We start from the raw sequence: 14607 nt of genomic DNA, 5'->3' as shown, positions 1-14607 counted from the left end.
ATCTTCAGGATGCCCGGGAAACGCGCGGAGGCCCGGTCGTTGAATATGCCAAACCCTCGACTCCGCTTCCATGCATACTCCCACCATTCTCTGCATCGCGTCCTATTTCAAGGGCGCCCGGCTCATGCGCGCAGCCAAGGCCCGGGGCGCGCACGTCATCCTGGTGACGCTGGAAAAACTGGCCGATGAGCCGTGGCCGGATGAGGCCATCGACGAGAAGTTTCTGATGCCCGACATCCACAAGCAGCCGGACATCATGAACGCGGTGGCCTATCTGATGCGGGACCGGAAGATCGATCGCATCATCGCCATGGACGAATACGATACCGTGACGGCCGCCCAGCTGCGCGAGTATTTGCGCATACCGGGGCTGGGCGAAACCACGGGCAGGCACTTCAGGGACAAGCTCGCCATGCGGGTGGAGGCGCGCGACTCCGGCATTCCGGTACCTCCATTCACGGCCGTGTTTAACCACGGCGATGTAGCGCGATTCATGGAGCAGACGCCGGGTCCATGGCTGCTGAAGCCGCGCACCGAGGCCTCCGCGATGGGAATCCGGAAGATCAACGCGCCTGATGAGCTATGGCCTGTGCTCGAAGAATTGGGCGATGCGGCCTCAGGCTATCTGATGGAAGCCTTCGTGCGCGGCGATGTCTTTCACGTCGACGCCGTGACTTCCGAAAGTAAGGTGCAGTTCGCGGCGGTTTCGAAGTACGGCAGGCCTCCGCTGGAAGTCTACCAGGGCGGCGGCGTGTTCGTGACCAAGACCGTTCCGTCATCGTCTGCGGACGGCAAGGCGTTGCTGAAAGCCAACCGCAAGCTTATCAAGGAATTCGGCATGGTCCGTGGCGCAACCCATGCCGAGTTCATCAAGGGAGAGGACGGCACGTTCTACTTCCTGGAAGTGGCCGCCCGTGTCGGAGGCGCGCACATCGACCTGCTGGTGGAGCATGCGACCGACGTCAACCTCTGGGAGGAATGGGCGCGTGTGGAGCTCGCCAACATACTGAAGGTGGACTATGAGGCACCGAAACCGGCCAAGCGCTCCGCAGGGCTACTGGTCTGTCTTGCCCGTGACGAACGACCGGACACCGCGCACTACGACGATCAGGAGATCGTCTGGCGCATGAACAAGAAGCAGCACGCGGGTTTGATCGTGCGGTCCGAATCGCAGGATCGCGTGGACGAACTGCTGGAGAGTTACTCGCAGCGCTTTGCGCAGGACTTCCTGGCCGTCGCGCCTCCCCTGGAAAGCGAGAAGCAGATGCAGAGCCTGGAGTGACCCGCCGAGCCCGTCCGGGTTACTCGCCTCGACGTTTGTGGATGGCCCTCCAGTAAATGTCCAGATAGCGACGGGCTGAGCGGTCCCAGGAGAAGTCGGTGGACATGCCTCTCAGCTGCATCTCCCTCCAGGCATCCTGGTCGGAGAACAGGTTGATGGCGCGCTTGATGGTTGTCATTAGCGCGTACGGGGAAGGATCGTAGAACGAGAAGCCGTTGCCCTGGCCGCCCATTTCGTGCCAGTCCCTCACCGTGTCCGCCAGGCCTCCGGTGTGACGCACCACCGGCACGGTGCCGTAGGCCAGGGAATACATCTGATTCAGGCCACACGGTTCGTAATGACTCGGCATCAGGAAACAGTCCGAGCCGGCCTCTACGCGGTGCGCGAGACCTTCGTTGTACCCCACGTACACGCCGACCTGTGTCGGGAAGGCCGCCTTCGCCCAACTGAAGAAGTCCTCGATCTGCGAAGACCCGCTTCCAAGCACCACCAGTTGCATCTTCTCCGAGCGCAGAAGCGGCTCGAGGATCGGCTGCAGCAGGTCAAAGCCCTTCTGCTCGGCGAAGCGTGATACAATGCCGAAGACCGGTGTCGCGGCATCGAACGGCAATCCGAACTCCTTCAGCAGTGCCTGCTTGTTCTTGACCTTGTCGTCCAGGCTCTCCGCGTCGTAGTTCGCGGCGATGTAGGGGTCGGTGGCCGGATTCCAGACTTCCGGGTCGATGCCGTTCAGAATGCCGTACAGGTCACTGCCCCTGCTGCGAAGCACGCCGTCGAGCCCCGCACCGTACTGGGGTGTCTGGATTTCGTGAGCGTAGGTTTCGGAGACGGTACTGATGATGTCCGCGTACACCAGACCGGACTTCAGGAAGGAAAATGCGCCGTGGTTTTCGTAGGGCCCTCCTGGAAACCAGCCATCCCTGGGCAATCCGGCCTTGTCGATGGCTGAATCCGAAAAGAGCCCCTGGTAGCCAATGTTGTGTATCGAGAGCACCGAGGCCGTCGGCCTGAACAGGGCGTCCCAGTCATAACTGCGCTTCAGCATGACCGGCATCAACGCCGACTGCCAGTCATTGCAGTGCAGGATGTCAGGCGACCACGCGTAACGCTGCATGATCTGGAAGGCTGCCTGCTGCAGCACGATGAAGCGCTCGTCCTCGTCGGGATCGTTCGTGTAGAGCGAGCCCCGGTGGTAGTACCGCGGGCAGTCGATCAGGTACACCTCGACCGACGTGTCCGGGATGTGCCCGTAGAACACATTTACCGGCTGCATGCGGCCCGCCACCGGTACCGGTAGCTCATACAGATCGCTCGCGAATACGAACCCGTAGTCGTCGACCTTGATCGAGTCGTACAGCGGCATGAAGAGTTTGACCTCGCAATCGAGCTGGGCCAGGGCCGCAGGCAGGGCGCCGCTTACGTCCGCGAGCCCACCCGTTTTGGCAAAAGGCACCGTCTCACTGGTGCAGAACGCTACGCGCATGACGATTTTCTGCTTGACCGAACCTCAAGATAGACGCAGGGCGTGTGCGCTCCAGCGCTGGCCCCCCATCTGACAGAAACCTCACCAACCGTGCTGCCGACCCTCGACCACTATCCGACCCGCTTCACTACGCCGGCACGTCGCACCGAACTGCTGACGGGCTGCTCGGAGTTCACCACCAGGAAGCTTGGCGAGTCAGAAGAGGGCCGGGATGTCATCGGCGTTCGTCTTGGCCAGGGCCCTCTTCGGGCCACCATAATCGCAGGTTCACATGCCGACGAGCCGGTTGGTCCCGAGACCTTGCTCGCCCTCCTCATGGATGTCGAGCGGCGTCCCGATGCCTGGTCCGAGCTACTGGGTGCCTGGTCATTGACCGTCATTCCGCAGGTAAACCCCGACGGGGAGGCCCGCAATCAGTCCTGGATACGCCGCTGGCCCGACCTCGCCGGGTACCTGATGCACGCCGTGCGGGAGTTGCCAGGCCGGGACATAGAATTCGGATACCCTGACCTGCGCCCTGAGAACAGGGTCGTCGCACGGGCGATGCGGTATGCGGCGCCCCTGAACCTGCACATGTCCCTGCACGGCATGGGATTCTCCGACGGAGCCATGCTGCTCATCGATCGCTATTGGGGATGGCGCGCCGCGGTGCTTCGAGACGGGTTTCGGGCGGCCTCGGCGTCGCAGGGACTGCGCATGCACGATCACAATCGCATGGGCGAAAAGGGCTTCTTTCAGATCGAGCCGGGCTATACCACCACCCCGGAGGGTGCGGCCATGCGCACCTACTTTGAAAGTCGGGGAGAGCCGGAGACGGCGGCCCGCTTCAGGGACAGTTCCATGGAATACGCCCGCTCCCTCGGAGGTGACCCGCTCTGTGTGGTTACGGAACTTCCGCTGTTTCTGGTCGGAGGCTCATTCCGAGCGGGTGTGCCGGAGGCCTACCTGGAGTTCAACCGGCAGAAGCCAGAACTACGAGCAAGACTGGCAGCCGGAGAGGCCGCGGAGGACGTGCTGGGCTCCCTTTCCGTAGCGGCCTTGCCACTGTCCACGGCGGTTCGACTTCAGTGGGAGGCCATGCGACTGGCGGTCATGACGGCGTCCGGAAAACCCGCTTAACACCGTACACCGCAGCGCTTTATGGAGGCGGCGCGCGCTTGATGTTAAGCTTTTGTTGCGAAAGCGCTTTTCCATTTGGGAAGAGGATCCGGCTGGTCGATGCGTGATTTCAGCATCAAGTGTCGGGGAAATCACTCCCGCACTTCTCCAACTCAGCAAAAGAAGCTTCCTTAAGCAATACAATGATCTCCAAGAAAATCAGCCCGAAAGGCAAGTCGGTCCGCGTGACCTTCGAACTCCCGGCAGACGTGGCCGCTGACAGCGCCGCCGTCGTGGGCGAGTTCAACGACTGGAACGCCGAGAAGGGAACCATGAAGCTCGACAAGAAGAAGGGCGTCTGGACCAAAGGCGTTTCCGTCAAGCCGGGCGACACCTTCCAGTTTCGTTATGTAGTGGACGGCGACAAGTGGCTCAACGATGAGCAGGCCGACTCCTACGTGGCCAACGAGTACTTCGGCGAGAACTGCGTCGTCGAGGCCTAGGCTCGCAGCCGGCTTTTGACCGGTGAAAGGCGGGGCGCCCTGGTGGTGCCCCGCCTTTTTTATTGGCTTCGGGCTAGCCGAAAAGCAGCCGCACCACGTACACCGCCATGAAGAGCGCGAAGATGTCGGCGATGAGGCCGGCCGACAGAGCGTGCCGGGTCTTCTTGACATTGACTGCTCCGAAGTAAACGGCAATCACGTAGAACGTGGTTTCGGTGGAGCCGAACATGGTGGCCGCCATCTTGACCAGAATGGAGTCCTGACCGTACTGCTGGATCATGTCCAGCACGATCGCGGCGGATCCGGATCCGGTCAATGGTCGGAGAATCATCATGGGCAGCACCTCGGACGGCACACCAATGAGTCCGAGGACGCCACGGAGCCCATCGATCATGAAGTCCATGGCTCCTGAGGCGCGAAACATGGCGATGGCGAACAGAATCGCGACCAGATACGGGATAATGGTGACTGCGACCTCAAAGCCGCCCTTGGCTCCCTCGACGAACTCCTCGTAGACGGGCACCTTCTTGTAAAGGCCGTACAGCGGGAAGCCGACGATCAGCAGCGGCAGAACGAAGACCGAGAAGACCTCTATGAACGCACGAATGGTATCCATCAGGCGTGCCTCATCGGATTGGTTTCACGGTGTTTCTTGCGTTTGCCGAGCAGCTTGGCTGCAGTGATGGCCACGATCAGCGACATCCCGGTTACAATGAGAATGGCAAAGATCAGTTGATTGATTTGCAGCCCCATGATGGCCACGAGCAGCACCGGGGGCACGATCTGAACGCTGGCCGTGTTCATGGCCAGCAGCATGACCATGCTGTCTGTTGCCGTGTCCTTCTCCGGGTTCAACTCCTGCAGGCTCTCCATCGCCTTGATGCCCAATGGAGTGGCCGCGTTGGCCAGACCGAGCATGTTGGCTGAGAGATTCAGCACAATCATCGCAAATGCGGGATGCCCCTCCGGAATGTCCGGGAAGAGCCTTTTCAGGGCAGGCTGCGTGGCGCGCACCACCATGTTGAGCATGCCTGACTTCTCGGCAATCTGTATCAGACCCATCCAAAGCGCCATGACACCGATGAGGCCCAGCGCGAGGTTCACGGCGGTCTCGGCCATGTCGAAAGCAGCACCCGCGATGGCCTGCATCTTGGTGAAGCGCACAGCCCGGAAGCGCACGGTGCCGGTGACTTCGCCGCCGCCGACATCGCCCAGCGTTATGGGACCGCGGAGGTCGTTGTCTCTTGGCGAGGTGTACTGCCGGATGGTGGCAAGCGGTTCGGGAAGCGTGGCGTCCTCGGCAAAGCGGATTTCACGGCCTTCGCGCGCCTGGATGAGGGTCCCTTCAAAGCTGCCCGGATCCTCCGCTTCGACGCCATAGGCGCCCGCAAAGTCACGGAATCGGACCTCGACGGGCACGCTTCGCGCAGCTTCGTCGTACCCTTGAGGAAAGGTGATGTGCAGGGGAATGGGCTCACCGTTGCGGAAGGTGTCCCGTGCCACGTCCGAGAAGTCGCTGACAATGGCGAACAGGAAACTGAATCCGATCAGCCCACCCCAGATGTAATTGAGCATTACGCCTGTGACTGTTCAGCGGGATGATAGCAAAGCCGGACTCCATACGGAACGAAGGCTCCAGGTTGTGGCGATGGGCGCAGAGAGCACCGGGAAGACCACGCTCGTACGTGCGCTGTCGGCAGAGCGGGGCTGGCCCTGGGTGGCAGAGGCAGCGCGAAAGCATGTTGAAGCCGTGGGCCGGCCGCTGAGTCGGTTTGATGTGGCGCCCATCGCGGCGCGTCATCTGGCAGCCGTCCGGACCGCTCCGGACACCCCCGTGCTACTGCTCGATACGGACCTGCTGGCCACACTTGCCTATGCGGAGCACTACCACGCCACCAGCCCCGGCTGGCTGCGTTCCGCAGCCAGCCGGGGCCTCGCCGACCTGTACCTCGTCTGCAAGCCGGACTTCGCGTTTGATCCGGAGCCAGTCCAGCGCGGGTCCGCGCAGGACCGGCTCCGGATCCAGGCGCGCATGGAGGCCCTGCTCGCTGAGTTCGACGCCTGCGTCGTCGAGCTCAGCGGCCCGCTTGAAGAGCGGCTCGCCACGGCCCTGGCCGCCATAGACGACCTGCTTCAGAAATCGGCGACATAGAGGGCCCGATCCGTGGTACCGCCGTGGACCCGGATTCCGGGTCGAGCCGCGGCGACCAGCGCACTGCGTACCTCCGATGGCGTCGCCCGGGGGTTCGCCCACAGATACAGGGCGGCCGCACCCGCCACGTGAGGCGCGGCCATCGAGGTGCCCGTCATGCGGGCCGGTGCTCCGGAATCGGAAACTGATGGTGCCAGTGACACAATGCCGGTGCCCGGCGCCAGCAGATCGATCACGGAGCCGAAGTTGGAGTAGGGGGCCAGGACGCCGTCAGCGTCGTGGGCGCCTACGGTGATGACATCGGCCACGTGCGCCGGAGTGACGTGGGAGGCGTCGACTGCCTGATTTCCGGCCGCGACCACAACGACGGCTCCGGCGGCGGCGAGCGTCGCCACGGCTTCGTCAAGGGCGGTGGGGCTTTCGCTGCCGATGTATTCGCCCAGGGAAAGGTTCACCACCATCGGCCGGTCCGGATCAGTCCGGCGCAGGTCTATCAGGTGCTCTACAGCAGCAATAACGACCGACACATCCGCGGTCCCGTCATCTCCGAGCACCTTGTAGTTGTGAACCAGCGCGCCGGGTGCGATGCCCACGAGGCCGTCGGCGTCATCGACGGCGGCCAGAATGCCGGCGACATGTGTCCCGTGGCCGTCATGGTCGGCCGGATCAGCTATGAGGTCGCCACGAAAGTCGAGCGCCTCAACCACGTTAAGGTCCGGGTTGCTGATACCGGTGTCCAGCACGTAGACGGGCACAGGGACAGCACCCTGCCCATCGCCCGAGATTGCGCTGCTCTCCTGGCCTCCGGCCATCGCCACACTCCAGGGAATGCGTTGGCCCGCGTGTGAATGCTCGGGCAGGGAAGGAACCGACTCGACGTCGAAATCCGGCTCCATCCAGGCAATGTCTGCATCGTCTTGCAGGGCCCGAAGGATGGCCGAGAAGTCGGTACCGCCTGTGGTGTCTTCAATCGTGAGTGCGAATCCGGAGAATGCTTCCTGATACTCGAATCGTGCGCTTGTCTGATAGCGCTCAAGCACTTTGTACCGTTCCAGCACCCGGTAGCGACGCACGACGGCCCCGGGCTTCATGGAGACGATGAGTCCGAGGGCGTTGTCGCGCTTCCCCGCAGTGCGGCCGGACTGCCGGGCGTCTTCCAGCAAGTGTGCGTGTCGGAGCTTGGAGAGGGGTTCCTGGGTCGGGCCGTTGAAATCACAGCCGGCTGCCGCCACTGCAAGAGCGGCCATTGCGGGGATGGTCAGTCGCATGATGAGAGAGAGGTGGGGTGAGTTCCATGCCCACTAGAGGACCATGCCAGCCAATGTGTAACGCGATGCCGCAAAAAAATCTGTACCGCGACCCCAACGGGCCCGGCATATCACCCCCAACTACCCTTTAAGACCATGCCCCAAAAGGCCGAAACCAACAGGAATCGCGCAGACCGTTTCCCATGCGACATCTCCTGTTTTTCGTGCCGTTTCTCGTGCTTGGCGTTTCATGCCAGACGATCACCGAACCCGACGTGCTCGGTGAGGGCAATCCCGACTCCGACCCGCAGCGCCTCGAGGTCGTGGGGTACCATGCCTGGTGGTCTGGCGAGGCCTGGCGCGACTACGACTTCAATGCCCTGGACGGCATCTACTTCTTCTCCCTGGAGATCGGAAAGGATGGTCGCATTGAGAATGACCGCGCGTGGCCGGAAGGCTGGCAGGCCCTGATCGCGACCGCCAGAGCGACCGATACCGAAGTCATTCCGAGCGTTACGATCCTGGATCCCGACACGTATCGCGCCGTGTTCTCGGACACTGCGGCCGTAGCGGCACTGAAAGAGGAGATCGTCAACCTCGCAACCGACGTTTCTGCCGACGGCGTGCACCTGGACTTCGAGATGTTCGAGCGCGTGGATCCGGAGATCCGGCAGGCGGTCACTGATCTGGTGGCCGAAGCCCGCGCCGAGATGCGCGAACGTCGCGAGGACACACAACTCACCATGTACATGCTCGCGGAAGATCCGGCGGATGTGCTGGACGAAGCCGCCATCGCACCCCATCTCGACAAACTCATCGTGCAGGCCTACGACCTGCACTGGCAACACGGTGACCAGGCCGGCCCCGTGGCTCCCATCAGCGGTTGGGCAGGTCGCAACTGGAACGGCATCCTGACCCGTTTCCTGGGATTCGGAGTCGATCCAGAGAAGATGCTCTTTACCGTGCCCTACTTCGGCTACGAGTGGCCGACGATGGACTACCTGCCGGGAGCGCGCACGACGGGCCCGGGCACGATCCTCGCTTACGGGAAAGGCCCTGAGGGCATTCCGAGCGCGCGGGATCGTGCTGCGGAATACGGAAAACTGCGTGACGCCGAGTCCGGCTCCCCGTACTACGCCTACCGGGACAGCATCGGGGACTGGCACCAGGGATGGTTCGAAGACGCCGAGTCCATCGCCCAGAAATACCTGTTTGCCTCCGGCGAGGGGCTGGCCGGTGTGGCCATCTTTCCGCTGGCCTACGGCGATCGCGAACTCCTGGTCACCCTGACGGCGGCTCGCGAGCAGTTGCAGACCGGCGTCTCCCCGTGAGGCGATTCCTGCCCCTGCTTGGGGTTCTGGCCGTGCTGAGCAGCGCGGTGTCCGCGCAGCCGCGAGTTTTGGGTTACCACGCGTGGTGGATGCAGGACAGCTGGAAGGACTACGACCTCGAGTTGTACGACAAGCTGCTGTTCTTCGAGTTCTCGGTTGACGGCACTGGCGCTGTGCATGAACGGCATGGCTGGCCCGATGCCTGGCAGCCCATGATTCAGGCGGTTCATGGGGCCGGGGGCAAGGTTGCGCCGACGTTTGCAATCCTCGACCCGGTCGTGTTTTCGTCCGTGCTCGGGAGTGCGGATGCCCGGGGGCGCCTTGAGGAAACGGTCATGGAAATGGTTCGCGCGGGCGATGCGGACGGCGCCCACCTCAATTTTGAGGTCTTCGAGGCTTCCACACCGGCCGCACGGGCCGGATTTACGCAACTGGTGCGCCGACTGCGGGCTCGGCTTAAGGACTGGCGGCCGGATGCCGAGTTGACCGTCTTCCTGCCCGGGTTCGATCACGGCGAGGCGTACGACGAGGTGGCCTTGGCGGATGCGGCAGACTATCTGGTGGTTCAGGGCTACGACATGCACTGGCTGACCGCTCCAACGGCCGGTCCGGTAGCTCCGGTGCGGGGATGGAATGGTGCATCCTGGGAGGGCATCACAGCCCGCTACGCTGCTCTCGGCGTTGACCCGGCGGACATCGTAATGGCGGTGCCCTATTTCGGGTATGAGTGGCCGGTCACAGGTCCTGCTTCGGGAGCCTCAACGCGAGGGGAGGGTGTGCCGATCACCTATGCCACCGTTTCGCCGGACCTGCTTCCGCTCATCCGGATTTCGGCTCTGGACCGTGGCCGTACGCACGGCGTGATGCGGGATCCGACGACCGACTCGCCGTACTACACCTACCAGGGCGCCGACGGCTGGTATCAGGGTTGGTACGAGGATGATCGCAGCCTCGACGCGAAGTACCGGTTTGTCCGTGAGCGCGGACTGGGCGGCGTGGCCGTCTTCCTGCTCGGCTACGACGGTGGATTGCTGGAGCCTGGGCTACGCCGCACGTTCGGTCGCTAGGTGCTGAATGACCAGGTCTGCCACCACGCCCCACGGGTCCGGCAGTCCTTTCCAGAGCAGCTTCGGAATCTGCACGTCCCCGGCGACGCCTAGGCCGATGGTGAGTGAGGCGCTCGCGGGGGCCCCGACCCCATCGTCCATTAGGATGCACACCCCGGAACCGGCCAGGTCGGCAGGGGGATGTACCGATGCCCATGGCGCCGGACCCGAACGCTGTACGCGACAGCGCGCTGCGAGCGCATGCGCCAGAGCGGCGTTTTCCGATGTGTCCGGTACCACCACGACCGGGCCGGTCTCCGAGGCCTGATTCGGCCAGGTGGCCTGTTCGCACAGTTCGATCAGGATTCTGCCAGTTTCTCGAGGATGCAGAAAGACGATGCGCTTTCCGTCCGCCCCCGGCCGCACGGTGCCCAGCAGGGTGAATCCGTCCGCTTTGAGGCGCTCGGCCTCGGCATCGAGATCATCCACCTCGAATGCCAGATGATGCACACCCGGGCCACGTTTTTCCAGGAAGCCGGCAATGGGTGAATCGGAACCCAGAGACTCCAGCAGTTCCAGCTTGGTGCTGCCGGCCAGCAGGAAGTGTGTGGCTACCCCTTCAGCCTCCACGGTCTCCTGCTTGTAGCGCTCCGTGCCCAGCACGCGTTTGAGGATATCGAGGGTGGCGTCGGCTTCGGCTACAGCGATGCCGATGTGCTCCAGTCGTCGCATGCGTCTTCAGCCAAGAATTTCCGGGGGTGGGGGCCTGAGCGGGCTTTGCAAGTTAACCCCGATGTGCACACGACTCATGAACATCTCAGCGAGAAGCCGCCAAGGGACCTGCAGCGTCCCGTCATGGCGGCGAGTGTGGCTGTCGCTGTGGTCATGCTGGTCGGCAAGCTGGGCGCGTGGTACATCACGGGCAGCGCGGCCATCCTTTCGGATGCCATGGAGTCGGTGGTGCATCTGCTCGCCACCGGTTTTGCGGCGTTCAGCGTCTGGTATGCGGTTCGTCCACCGGACCGCACGCATCCCTACGGACATGGCAAGATTGCCTACCTCTCGAGCGGGTTTGAGGGAGGGCTGATCATGATTGCGGCCGTGGTGATTGTATACACGGCCGTCGGCGACCTGATCGCGGGTCCGACCCTGGACGAACTGGGCATCGGACTGGCCATTACGGCCGCTCTCATGCTGGTCAATCTGGTGCTCGGCGTAGCGCTGATCCGGGTGGGACGCCGGCATCACTCGCTGGTAATCGAGTCCAACGGCCGGCACGTTCTGACGGACATGTGGACCAGTTTGGGCGTTCTCGTAGGCGTGGGGCTGGTCCAGCTGACCGGCATCGTATGGCTTGATCCGGTGACAGCCATTCTGATCGGGATCAACATCCTCTGGACGGCTGGCAGCCTGATGCGTCGCAGTGTCTACGGACTGATGGAGCAGGCCGACCCCGATGACGAACGGGCCCTGCAGGCGGTGCTGGACCGGGCAGTCGCCAGCGGTATCGTCAACGGCTGGCATGAACTGCGGCACCGGCGCGTGCACAACCAGGTCTGGGTAGAATTCCACCTGCTGTTTCCGAACGCCATGACGGTCGTGGAGGCACACTACCGTGGCAGTCGTGTGGAGGGCGAGGTGCGCGCCCTCTTCCCGCACGCGGATGTAGTGGTTACGCCACACTTCGAGCCTGAGAAAGGGCACGACGCCGCCCACCCTCACGGACACGAAGCGCCGGAGCCCGGCCGGGTCTAGTTTCCGCGTATGAGCAGGCAAAGGATCATCGTGATTGGGGGAGTTGCGGCCGGTCCGGCAGCAGCTGCAGAGGCCAAACGCACGGCCCCCGACGCAGATGTGCTGCTGGTCGAGCAGGGTCCACGCATCTCGTACGGAGCCTGCGAAATGCCCTGGCTGCTCAGCGGCGTGGTAGGGCGAGCAGAAGATTTGGTCGTCTTGACCCCGGCCGAGATGGAGCGGACCCGCGGCGTCGTTGTGCGCACGCTGACTCGCGCGAACGCGGTGGACCTTCAAAAACGACGCGTCGACCTGACGGATCAGGCCAGCGGCCACTCCACGTCGGAACGATTCGACAAGCTGATTCTGGCCACCGGCGCCGAAGTGGCCTGGCCGTCCATGGAGGGCCTGGAAGGACCCGGCATCCACTCGTTTCGCACGCTGAGGGATGCGGAAACGGTCGCGGGTGTTTCCGAGGGCCACTCGGATCGCTGGGTCGTGATCGGAGGAGGGTACATCGGAATCGAAGTGGCCGAGCAGCTGGCCGTCGCAGGGCACCGGGTGACGCTACTGGCCCCTCATGGACCGCTGGCCCACCGGCTGGATGCGGAGCTGGGCGGTGTACTCGCCGGGGCCCTCATGGCGGCGGGTATCGGGGTTCGGGGCTCTCGGGCGGTGGCCGTCCGGCGCCAGTCGATTGGTGCGCCTCTGGCAGTGGTAACGGACGATGGCGAGCGGATCGGCACGGACCGCATTCTCGTGGCGACGGGCACTCGGCCTCGGCCCTGCCTGGTGCCGGAACTCAAGGCGGGTCGATCCGGAGCCCTGACGGTGGATGCCCACATGCGCACGTCCCACACGGCCGTTTGGGCCTGTGGCGACGGCGTGGAAGTCACGCATCTGGTCACTGACAAGCCGGCCTGGGTACCCCTTTCACCGATCGCTTATCGGACCGGTCACGTAGCCGGACGCAATGCGGCACGTTCGGGCCGGTCCAGGCCTGCGAGTTTCCCCGGCACGGTCGCCGCATACGGAATGAAGGCGGCGGGACTCGAGGTGGCCACGGTTGGCTTGACCGCTCAGGAGGCGCGCGATGCGGGCTTCGATGTGGTGAGCACGACGGGTGCCCATCGAAGCCGCAGCTCGCTCATGCCGGGCGCCGAGCGCATTTACGTGCACCTGATCGCGGATCGTGCGTCGGGGCGCCTCCTTGGGGGGCAGCTGCTCGGGGCCGATGGCGCCGCGCTACGGGCAAACGTCCTGGTACCTCTCCTGCGTTCCAGTGCCACGGTTTCGGACCTGTACGATCAGGATCTGCTGTACACGCCGCCGGTTGCGCCGAGTCTGGATCCACTGCTCAAGACCGCGCGAACCCTCAAGAAACTGCTCGACGCATGAGCGCATCATCGTCCGCCGGCGTGCGGGGTCGCATCGAAGCGGTTGAGCGCCTGATCCGTATCCAGGATGAGGGCGCCTTCGCAGGATTGGTTGGCCGCGCCGGACTGCCAAAGGATGTCGAACGAGTAGCCACAGCGTTTGTGGGCAACGTCACTCGCTGGAAGCGGTGGCTGGATCACCTGGCGGAGACCTGCTACCGGGGTGAGTACCGCTCGCTCGAACCGGCCGTGCGGGAGTTGCTGCGCGTGGGCACCTACGATCTCGCAGTCGCCGGCACGGCGCCCCACGCAGCGGTGCACCAGGCGGTAGAGGCGGCGCGTCTGCACGTTAGACCAGGGGCCGGGAAACTGGTTAACGCCGTGTTGCGGGCACTGGATCGCAAGAAGCCATGGTTGAGCTTTGAGGACGACGGATCTGCCGATGCCCTGGCTGTGCGGTGGTCCCATCCGACCTGGATGGTCAAACGCTGGCTCCGGCGATTCGGGGTTGACGACACGCGGGCGCTCTTGATGTGGAATAACCGGCCGCCTGCGTACAGCGTCCGGGTGGCCGCGGAGCGGGGAGATTTGGAGCGATTCCTCGAGGAGGAGCATGTGCCCTGGCGATCGTCGAGATGGTTGGATGACTACGTCCAGGTTGACCGGTTGCAACCGCTTGTGCGCGCCGGCTGGATCCAGCGCGGCGATGCCGTCGTGCAGGACGAGAGCGCGGGCCTTATAGTGCGCCTGGTGGATGCACAGGCCGGGGAGACCATCGTCGACGCTTGCGCGGCCCCCGGCGGAAAGAGTCGGTACCTCATCGAACGCATGGATCGCTCAGGTCGGCTGATTGCCATCGATGCCTCCGCGTCCCGGCTGAGGCTGCTGGAAGACATGCCGGGTCCGATAGAGCGGGTCGCCGCGGACTTCCGCGACTGGGCAAGCTCGCACCAGGGAATGGCGGACCGGGTTCTGGTCGATGCGCCCTGTACCGGCCTTGGCGTCCTGGCAGGGCGCGCGGACCTGCGTTGGCGCAGATCGCCCGAGGATTTTGCGCAGTTGGCCCCGCTTCAGCGGGAGCTTATGGATGCCGCCGCCGGCGTGGTGCGTCCGGGTGGCCTGTTTGTGTATTCCACCTGCTCGATCGCCCCGGAGGAAAATGAACTGCAGGCCGAGGCGTTTCTCGAGAGGCACGCAGGATTCGAGGCTGAGAGCGCCCTCGACTCGGTGCCGGACAAGCTGGTCACCGACGCAGGGCATCTGGCCACGCTTCCACAGCGCGACGGCATTGACGGGGCGTTCGGGGCACGATTCCGCCGACTCGGCTGAGGAGGGCGAAACCAAGCGGGCGGGGC

At 63.7% G+C, this 14607-nt stretch carries 14 protein-coding genes; 9 read left to right on the top strand and 5 right to left on the bottom strand.

What is annotated here, in order from left to right; genetic code table 11:
• Window positions 1-70: 70 nt before the first annotated feature.
• A complete protein-coding gene (locus JJ896_16805; GenBank protein ID MBO6781319.1) occupies window positions 71-1282 on the top strand; it encodes a hypothetical protein in 1212 nt (403 codons plus the stop codon).
• A gap of 19 nt (window positions 1283-1301) precedes the next feature.
• Here JJ896_16805 and glgA read toward each other — a convergent pair whose 3' ends face one another.
• A complete protein-coding gene (gene glgA, locus JJ896_16800; GenBank protein MBO6781318.1) occupies window positions 1302-2765 on the bottom strand; it encodes a glycogen synthase GlgA in 1464 nt (487 codons plus the stop codon).
• Between the two features lie 90 nt (window positions 2766-2855).
• Between glgA and JJ896_16795 the strand changes: the two genes are divergently transcribed.
• Window positions 2856-3884: a hypothetical protein gene (locus JJ896_16795; protein MBO6781317.1), complete on the top strand. Its 1029-nt coding sequence runs from the start codon at window positions 2856-2858 to the stop codon at window positions 3882-3884.
• A gap of 182 nt (window positions 3885-4066) precedes the next feature.
• Entirely contained in the window at window positions 4067-4366 is a 300-nt protein-coding gene (locus JJ896_16790; GenBank protein ID MBO6781316.1) for an isoamylase early set domain-containing protein, read from the top strand.
• Window positions 4367-4439: 73 nt separating this feature from the next.
• Here the strand turns inward: JJ896_16790 and JJ896_16785 are convergent, their stop codons facing one another.
• Complete coding sequence (locus tag JJ896_16785; protein ID MBO6781315.1) at window positions 4440-4982, bottom strand: spore maturation protein; 543 nt, start codon at window positions 4980-4982, stop codon at window positions 4440-4442.
• Window positions 4982-5941: a hypothetical protein gene (locus JJ896_16780; protein MBO6781314.1), complete on the bottom strand. Its 960-nt coding sequence runs from the start codon at window positions 5939-5941 to the stop codon at window positions 4982-4984. Before JJ896_16780 ends, JJ896_16785 begins: the two co-directional genes overlap by 1 nt.
• A gap of 73 nt (window positions 5942-6014) precedes the next feature.
• Here JJ896_16780 and JJ896_16775 point away from each other — a divergent pair, with 73 nt between their 5' ends.
• On the top strand, window positions 6015-6518 hold the full coding sequence (locus tag JJ896_16775) for an ATP-binding protein (protein ID MBO6781313.1): 504 nt from the start codon (window positions 6015-6017) through the stop codon (window positions 6516-6518).
• Here JJ896_16775 and JJ896_16770 read toward each other — a convergent pair.
• A complete protein-coding gene (locus tag JJ896_16770) occupies window positions 6500-7786 on the bottom strand; it encodes a S8 family serine peptidase (GenBank protein MBO6781312.1) in 1287 nt (428 codons plus the stop codon). The genes JJ896_16775 and JJ896_16770 overlap by 19 nt on opposite strands.
• A 182-nt stretch (window positions 7787-7968) precedes the next feature.
• Between JJ896_16770 and JJ896_16765 the strand changes: the two genes are divergently transcribed.
• Together JJ896_16765 and JJ896_16760 are read left to right on the top strand one after the other, a co-directional pair.
• Window positions 7969-9096, top strand: a complete 1128-nt coding sequence (locus JJ896_16765) for a hypothetical protein (protein ID MBO6781311.1) — start codon at window positions 7969-7971, stop codon at window positions 9094-9096.
• A complete protein-coding gene (locus JJ896_16760; protein MBO6781310.1) occupies window positions 9093-10163 on the top strand; it encodes a hypothetical protein in 1071 nt (356 codons plus the stop codon). The genes JJ896_16765 and JJ896_16760 overlap by 4 nt, the downstream gene beginning before the upstream one ends.
• Here JJ896_16760 and mce read toward each other — a convergent pair.
• The gene (gene mce, locus JJ896_16755; GenBank protein ID MBO6781309.1) at window positions 10140-10874 is read right to left on the bottom strand and encodes a methylmalonyl-CoA epimerase; all 735 of its coding nucleotides are present in this window, start codon (window positions 10872-10874) and stop codon (window positions 10140-10142) included. The genes JJ896_16760 and mce overlap by 24 nt on opposite strands.
• Window positions 10875-10937: 63 nt before the next feature.
• Between mce and JJ896_16750 the strand changes: the two genes are divergently transcribed.
• From JJ896_16750 to JJ896_16740, 3 genes are read left to right on the top strand one after another with little or no spacing between them, the layout of a single operon-like run.
• Window positions 10938-11897, top strand: coding sequence for a cation transporter (locus JJ896_16750; protein ID MBO6781308.1), 960 nt, complete (start codon window positions 10938-10940; stop codon window positions 11895-11897).
• Window positions 11898-11906: 9 nt separating this feature from the next.
• Window positions 11907-13274 carry an FAD-dependent oxidoreductase gene (locus JJ896_16745; GenBank protein MBO6781307.1) on the top strand — a complete coding sequence of 456 codons (1368 nt, stop codon included), beginning with the start codon at window positions 11907-11909 and terminating at the stop codon, window positions 13272-13274.
• Entirely contained in the window at window positions 13271-14581 is a 1311-nt protein-coding gene (locus tag JJ896_16740) for a hypothetical protein (GenBank protein MBO6781306.1), read from the top strand. The genes JJ896_16745 and JJ896_16740 overlap by 4 nt, the downstream gene beginning before the upstream one ends.
• The last annotated feature ends 26 nt before the right edge of the window (window positions 14582-14607 follow it).

The organism is Rhodothermales bacterium (genome assembly GCA_017643395.1).
Taxonomy (GTDB): domain Bacteria; phylum Bacteroidota; class Rhodothermia; order Rhodothermales; family UBA10348; genus JABDJZ01.
This window is presented reverse-complemented; position numbering and strand designations above follow the sequence as displayed.

What these genes read in the sequence shown, in the direction of transcription:
- JJ896_16775 (MBO6781313.1), top strand. Translation starts at nt 6,015, where the DNA reads ATGGGCGCAGAGAGCACCGGGAAGACCACGCTCGTACGTGCGCTGTCG.
- JJ896_16740 (MBO6781306.1), top strand. Translation starts at nt 13,271, where the DNA reads ATGAGCGCATCATCGTCCGCCGGCGTGCGGGGTCGCATCGAAGCGGTT.
- JJ896_16790 (MBO6781316.1), top strand. Translation starts at nt 4,067, where the DNA reads ATGATCTCCAAGAAAATCAGCCCGAAAGGCAAGTCGGTCCGCGTGACC.
- JJ896_16765 (MBO6781311.1), top strand. Translation starts at nt 7,969, where the DNA reads ATGCGACATCTCCTGTTTTTCGTGCCGTTTCTCGTGCTTGGCGTTTCA.
- JJ896_16780 (MBO6781314.1), bottom strand. Translation starts at nt 5,941, where the DNA reads ATGCTCAATTACATCTGGGGTGGGCTGATCGGATTCAGTTTCCTGTTC.
- JJ896_16805 (MBO6781319.1), top strand. Translation starts at nt 71, where the DNA reads ATGCATACTCCCACCATTCTCTGCATCGCGTCCTATTTCAAGGGCGCC.
- JJ896_16745 (MBO6781307.1), top strand. Translation starts at nt 11,907, where the DNA reads ATGAGCAGGCAAAGGATCATCGTGATTGGGGGAGTTGCGGCCGGTCCG.
- glgA (MBO6781318.1), bottom strand. Translation starts at nt 2,765, where the DNA reads ATGCGCGTAGCGTTCTGCACCAGTGAGACGGTGCCTTTTGCCAAAACG.
- JJ896_16770 (MBO6781312.1), bottom strand. Translation starts at nt 7,786, where the DNA reads ATGCGACTGACCATCCCCGCAATGGCCGCTCTTGCAGTGGCGGCAGCC.
- JJ896_16785 (MBO6781315.1), bottom strand. Translation starts at nt 4,982, where the DNA reads ATGGATACCATTCGTGCGTTCATAGAGGTCTTCTCGGTCTTCGTTCTG.
- mce (MBO6781309.1), bottom strand. Translation starts at nt 10,874, where the DNA reads ATGCGACGACTGGAGCACATCGGCATCGCTGTAGCCGAAGCCGACGCC.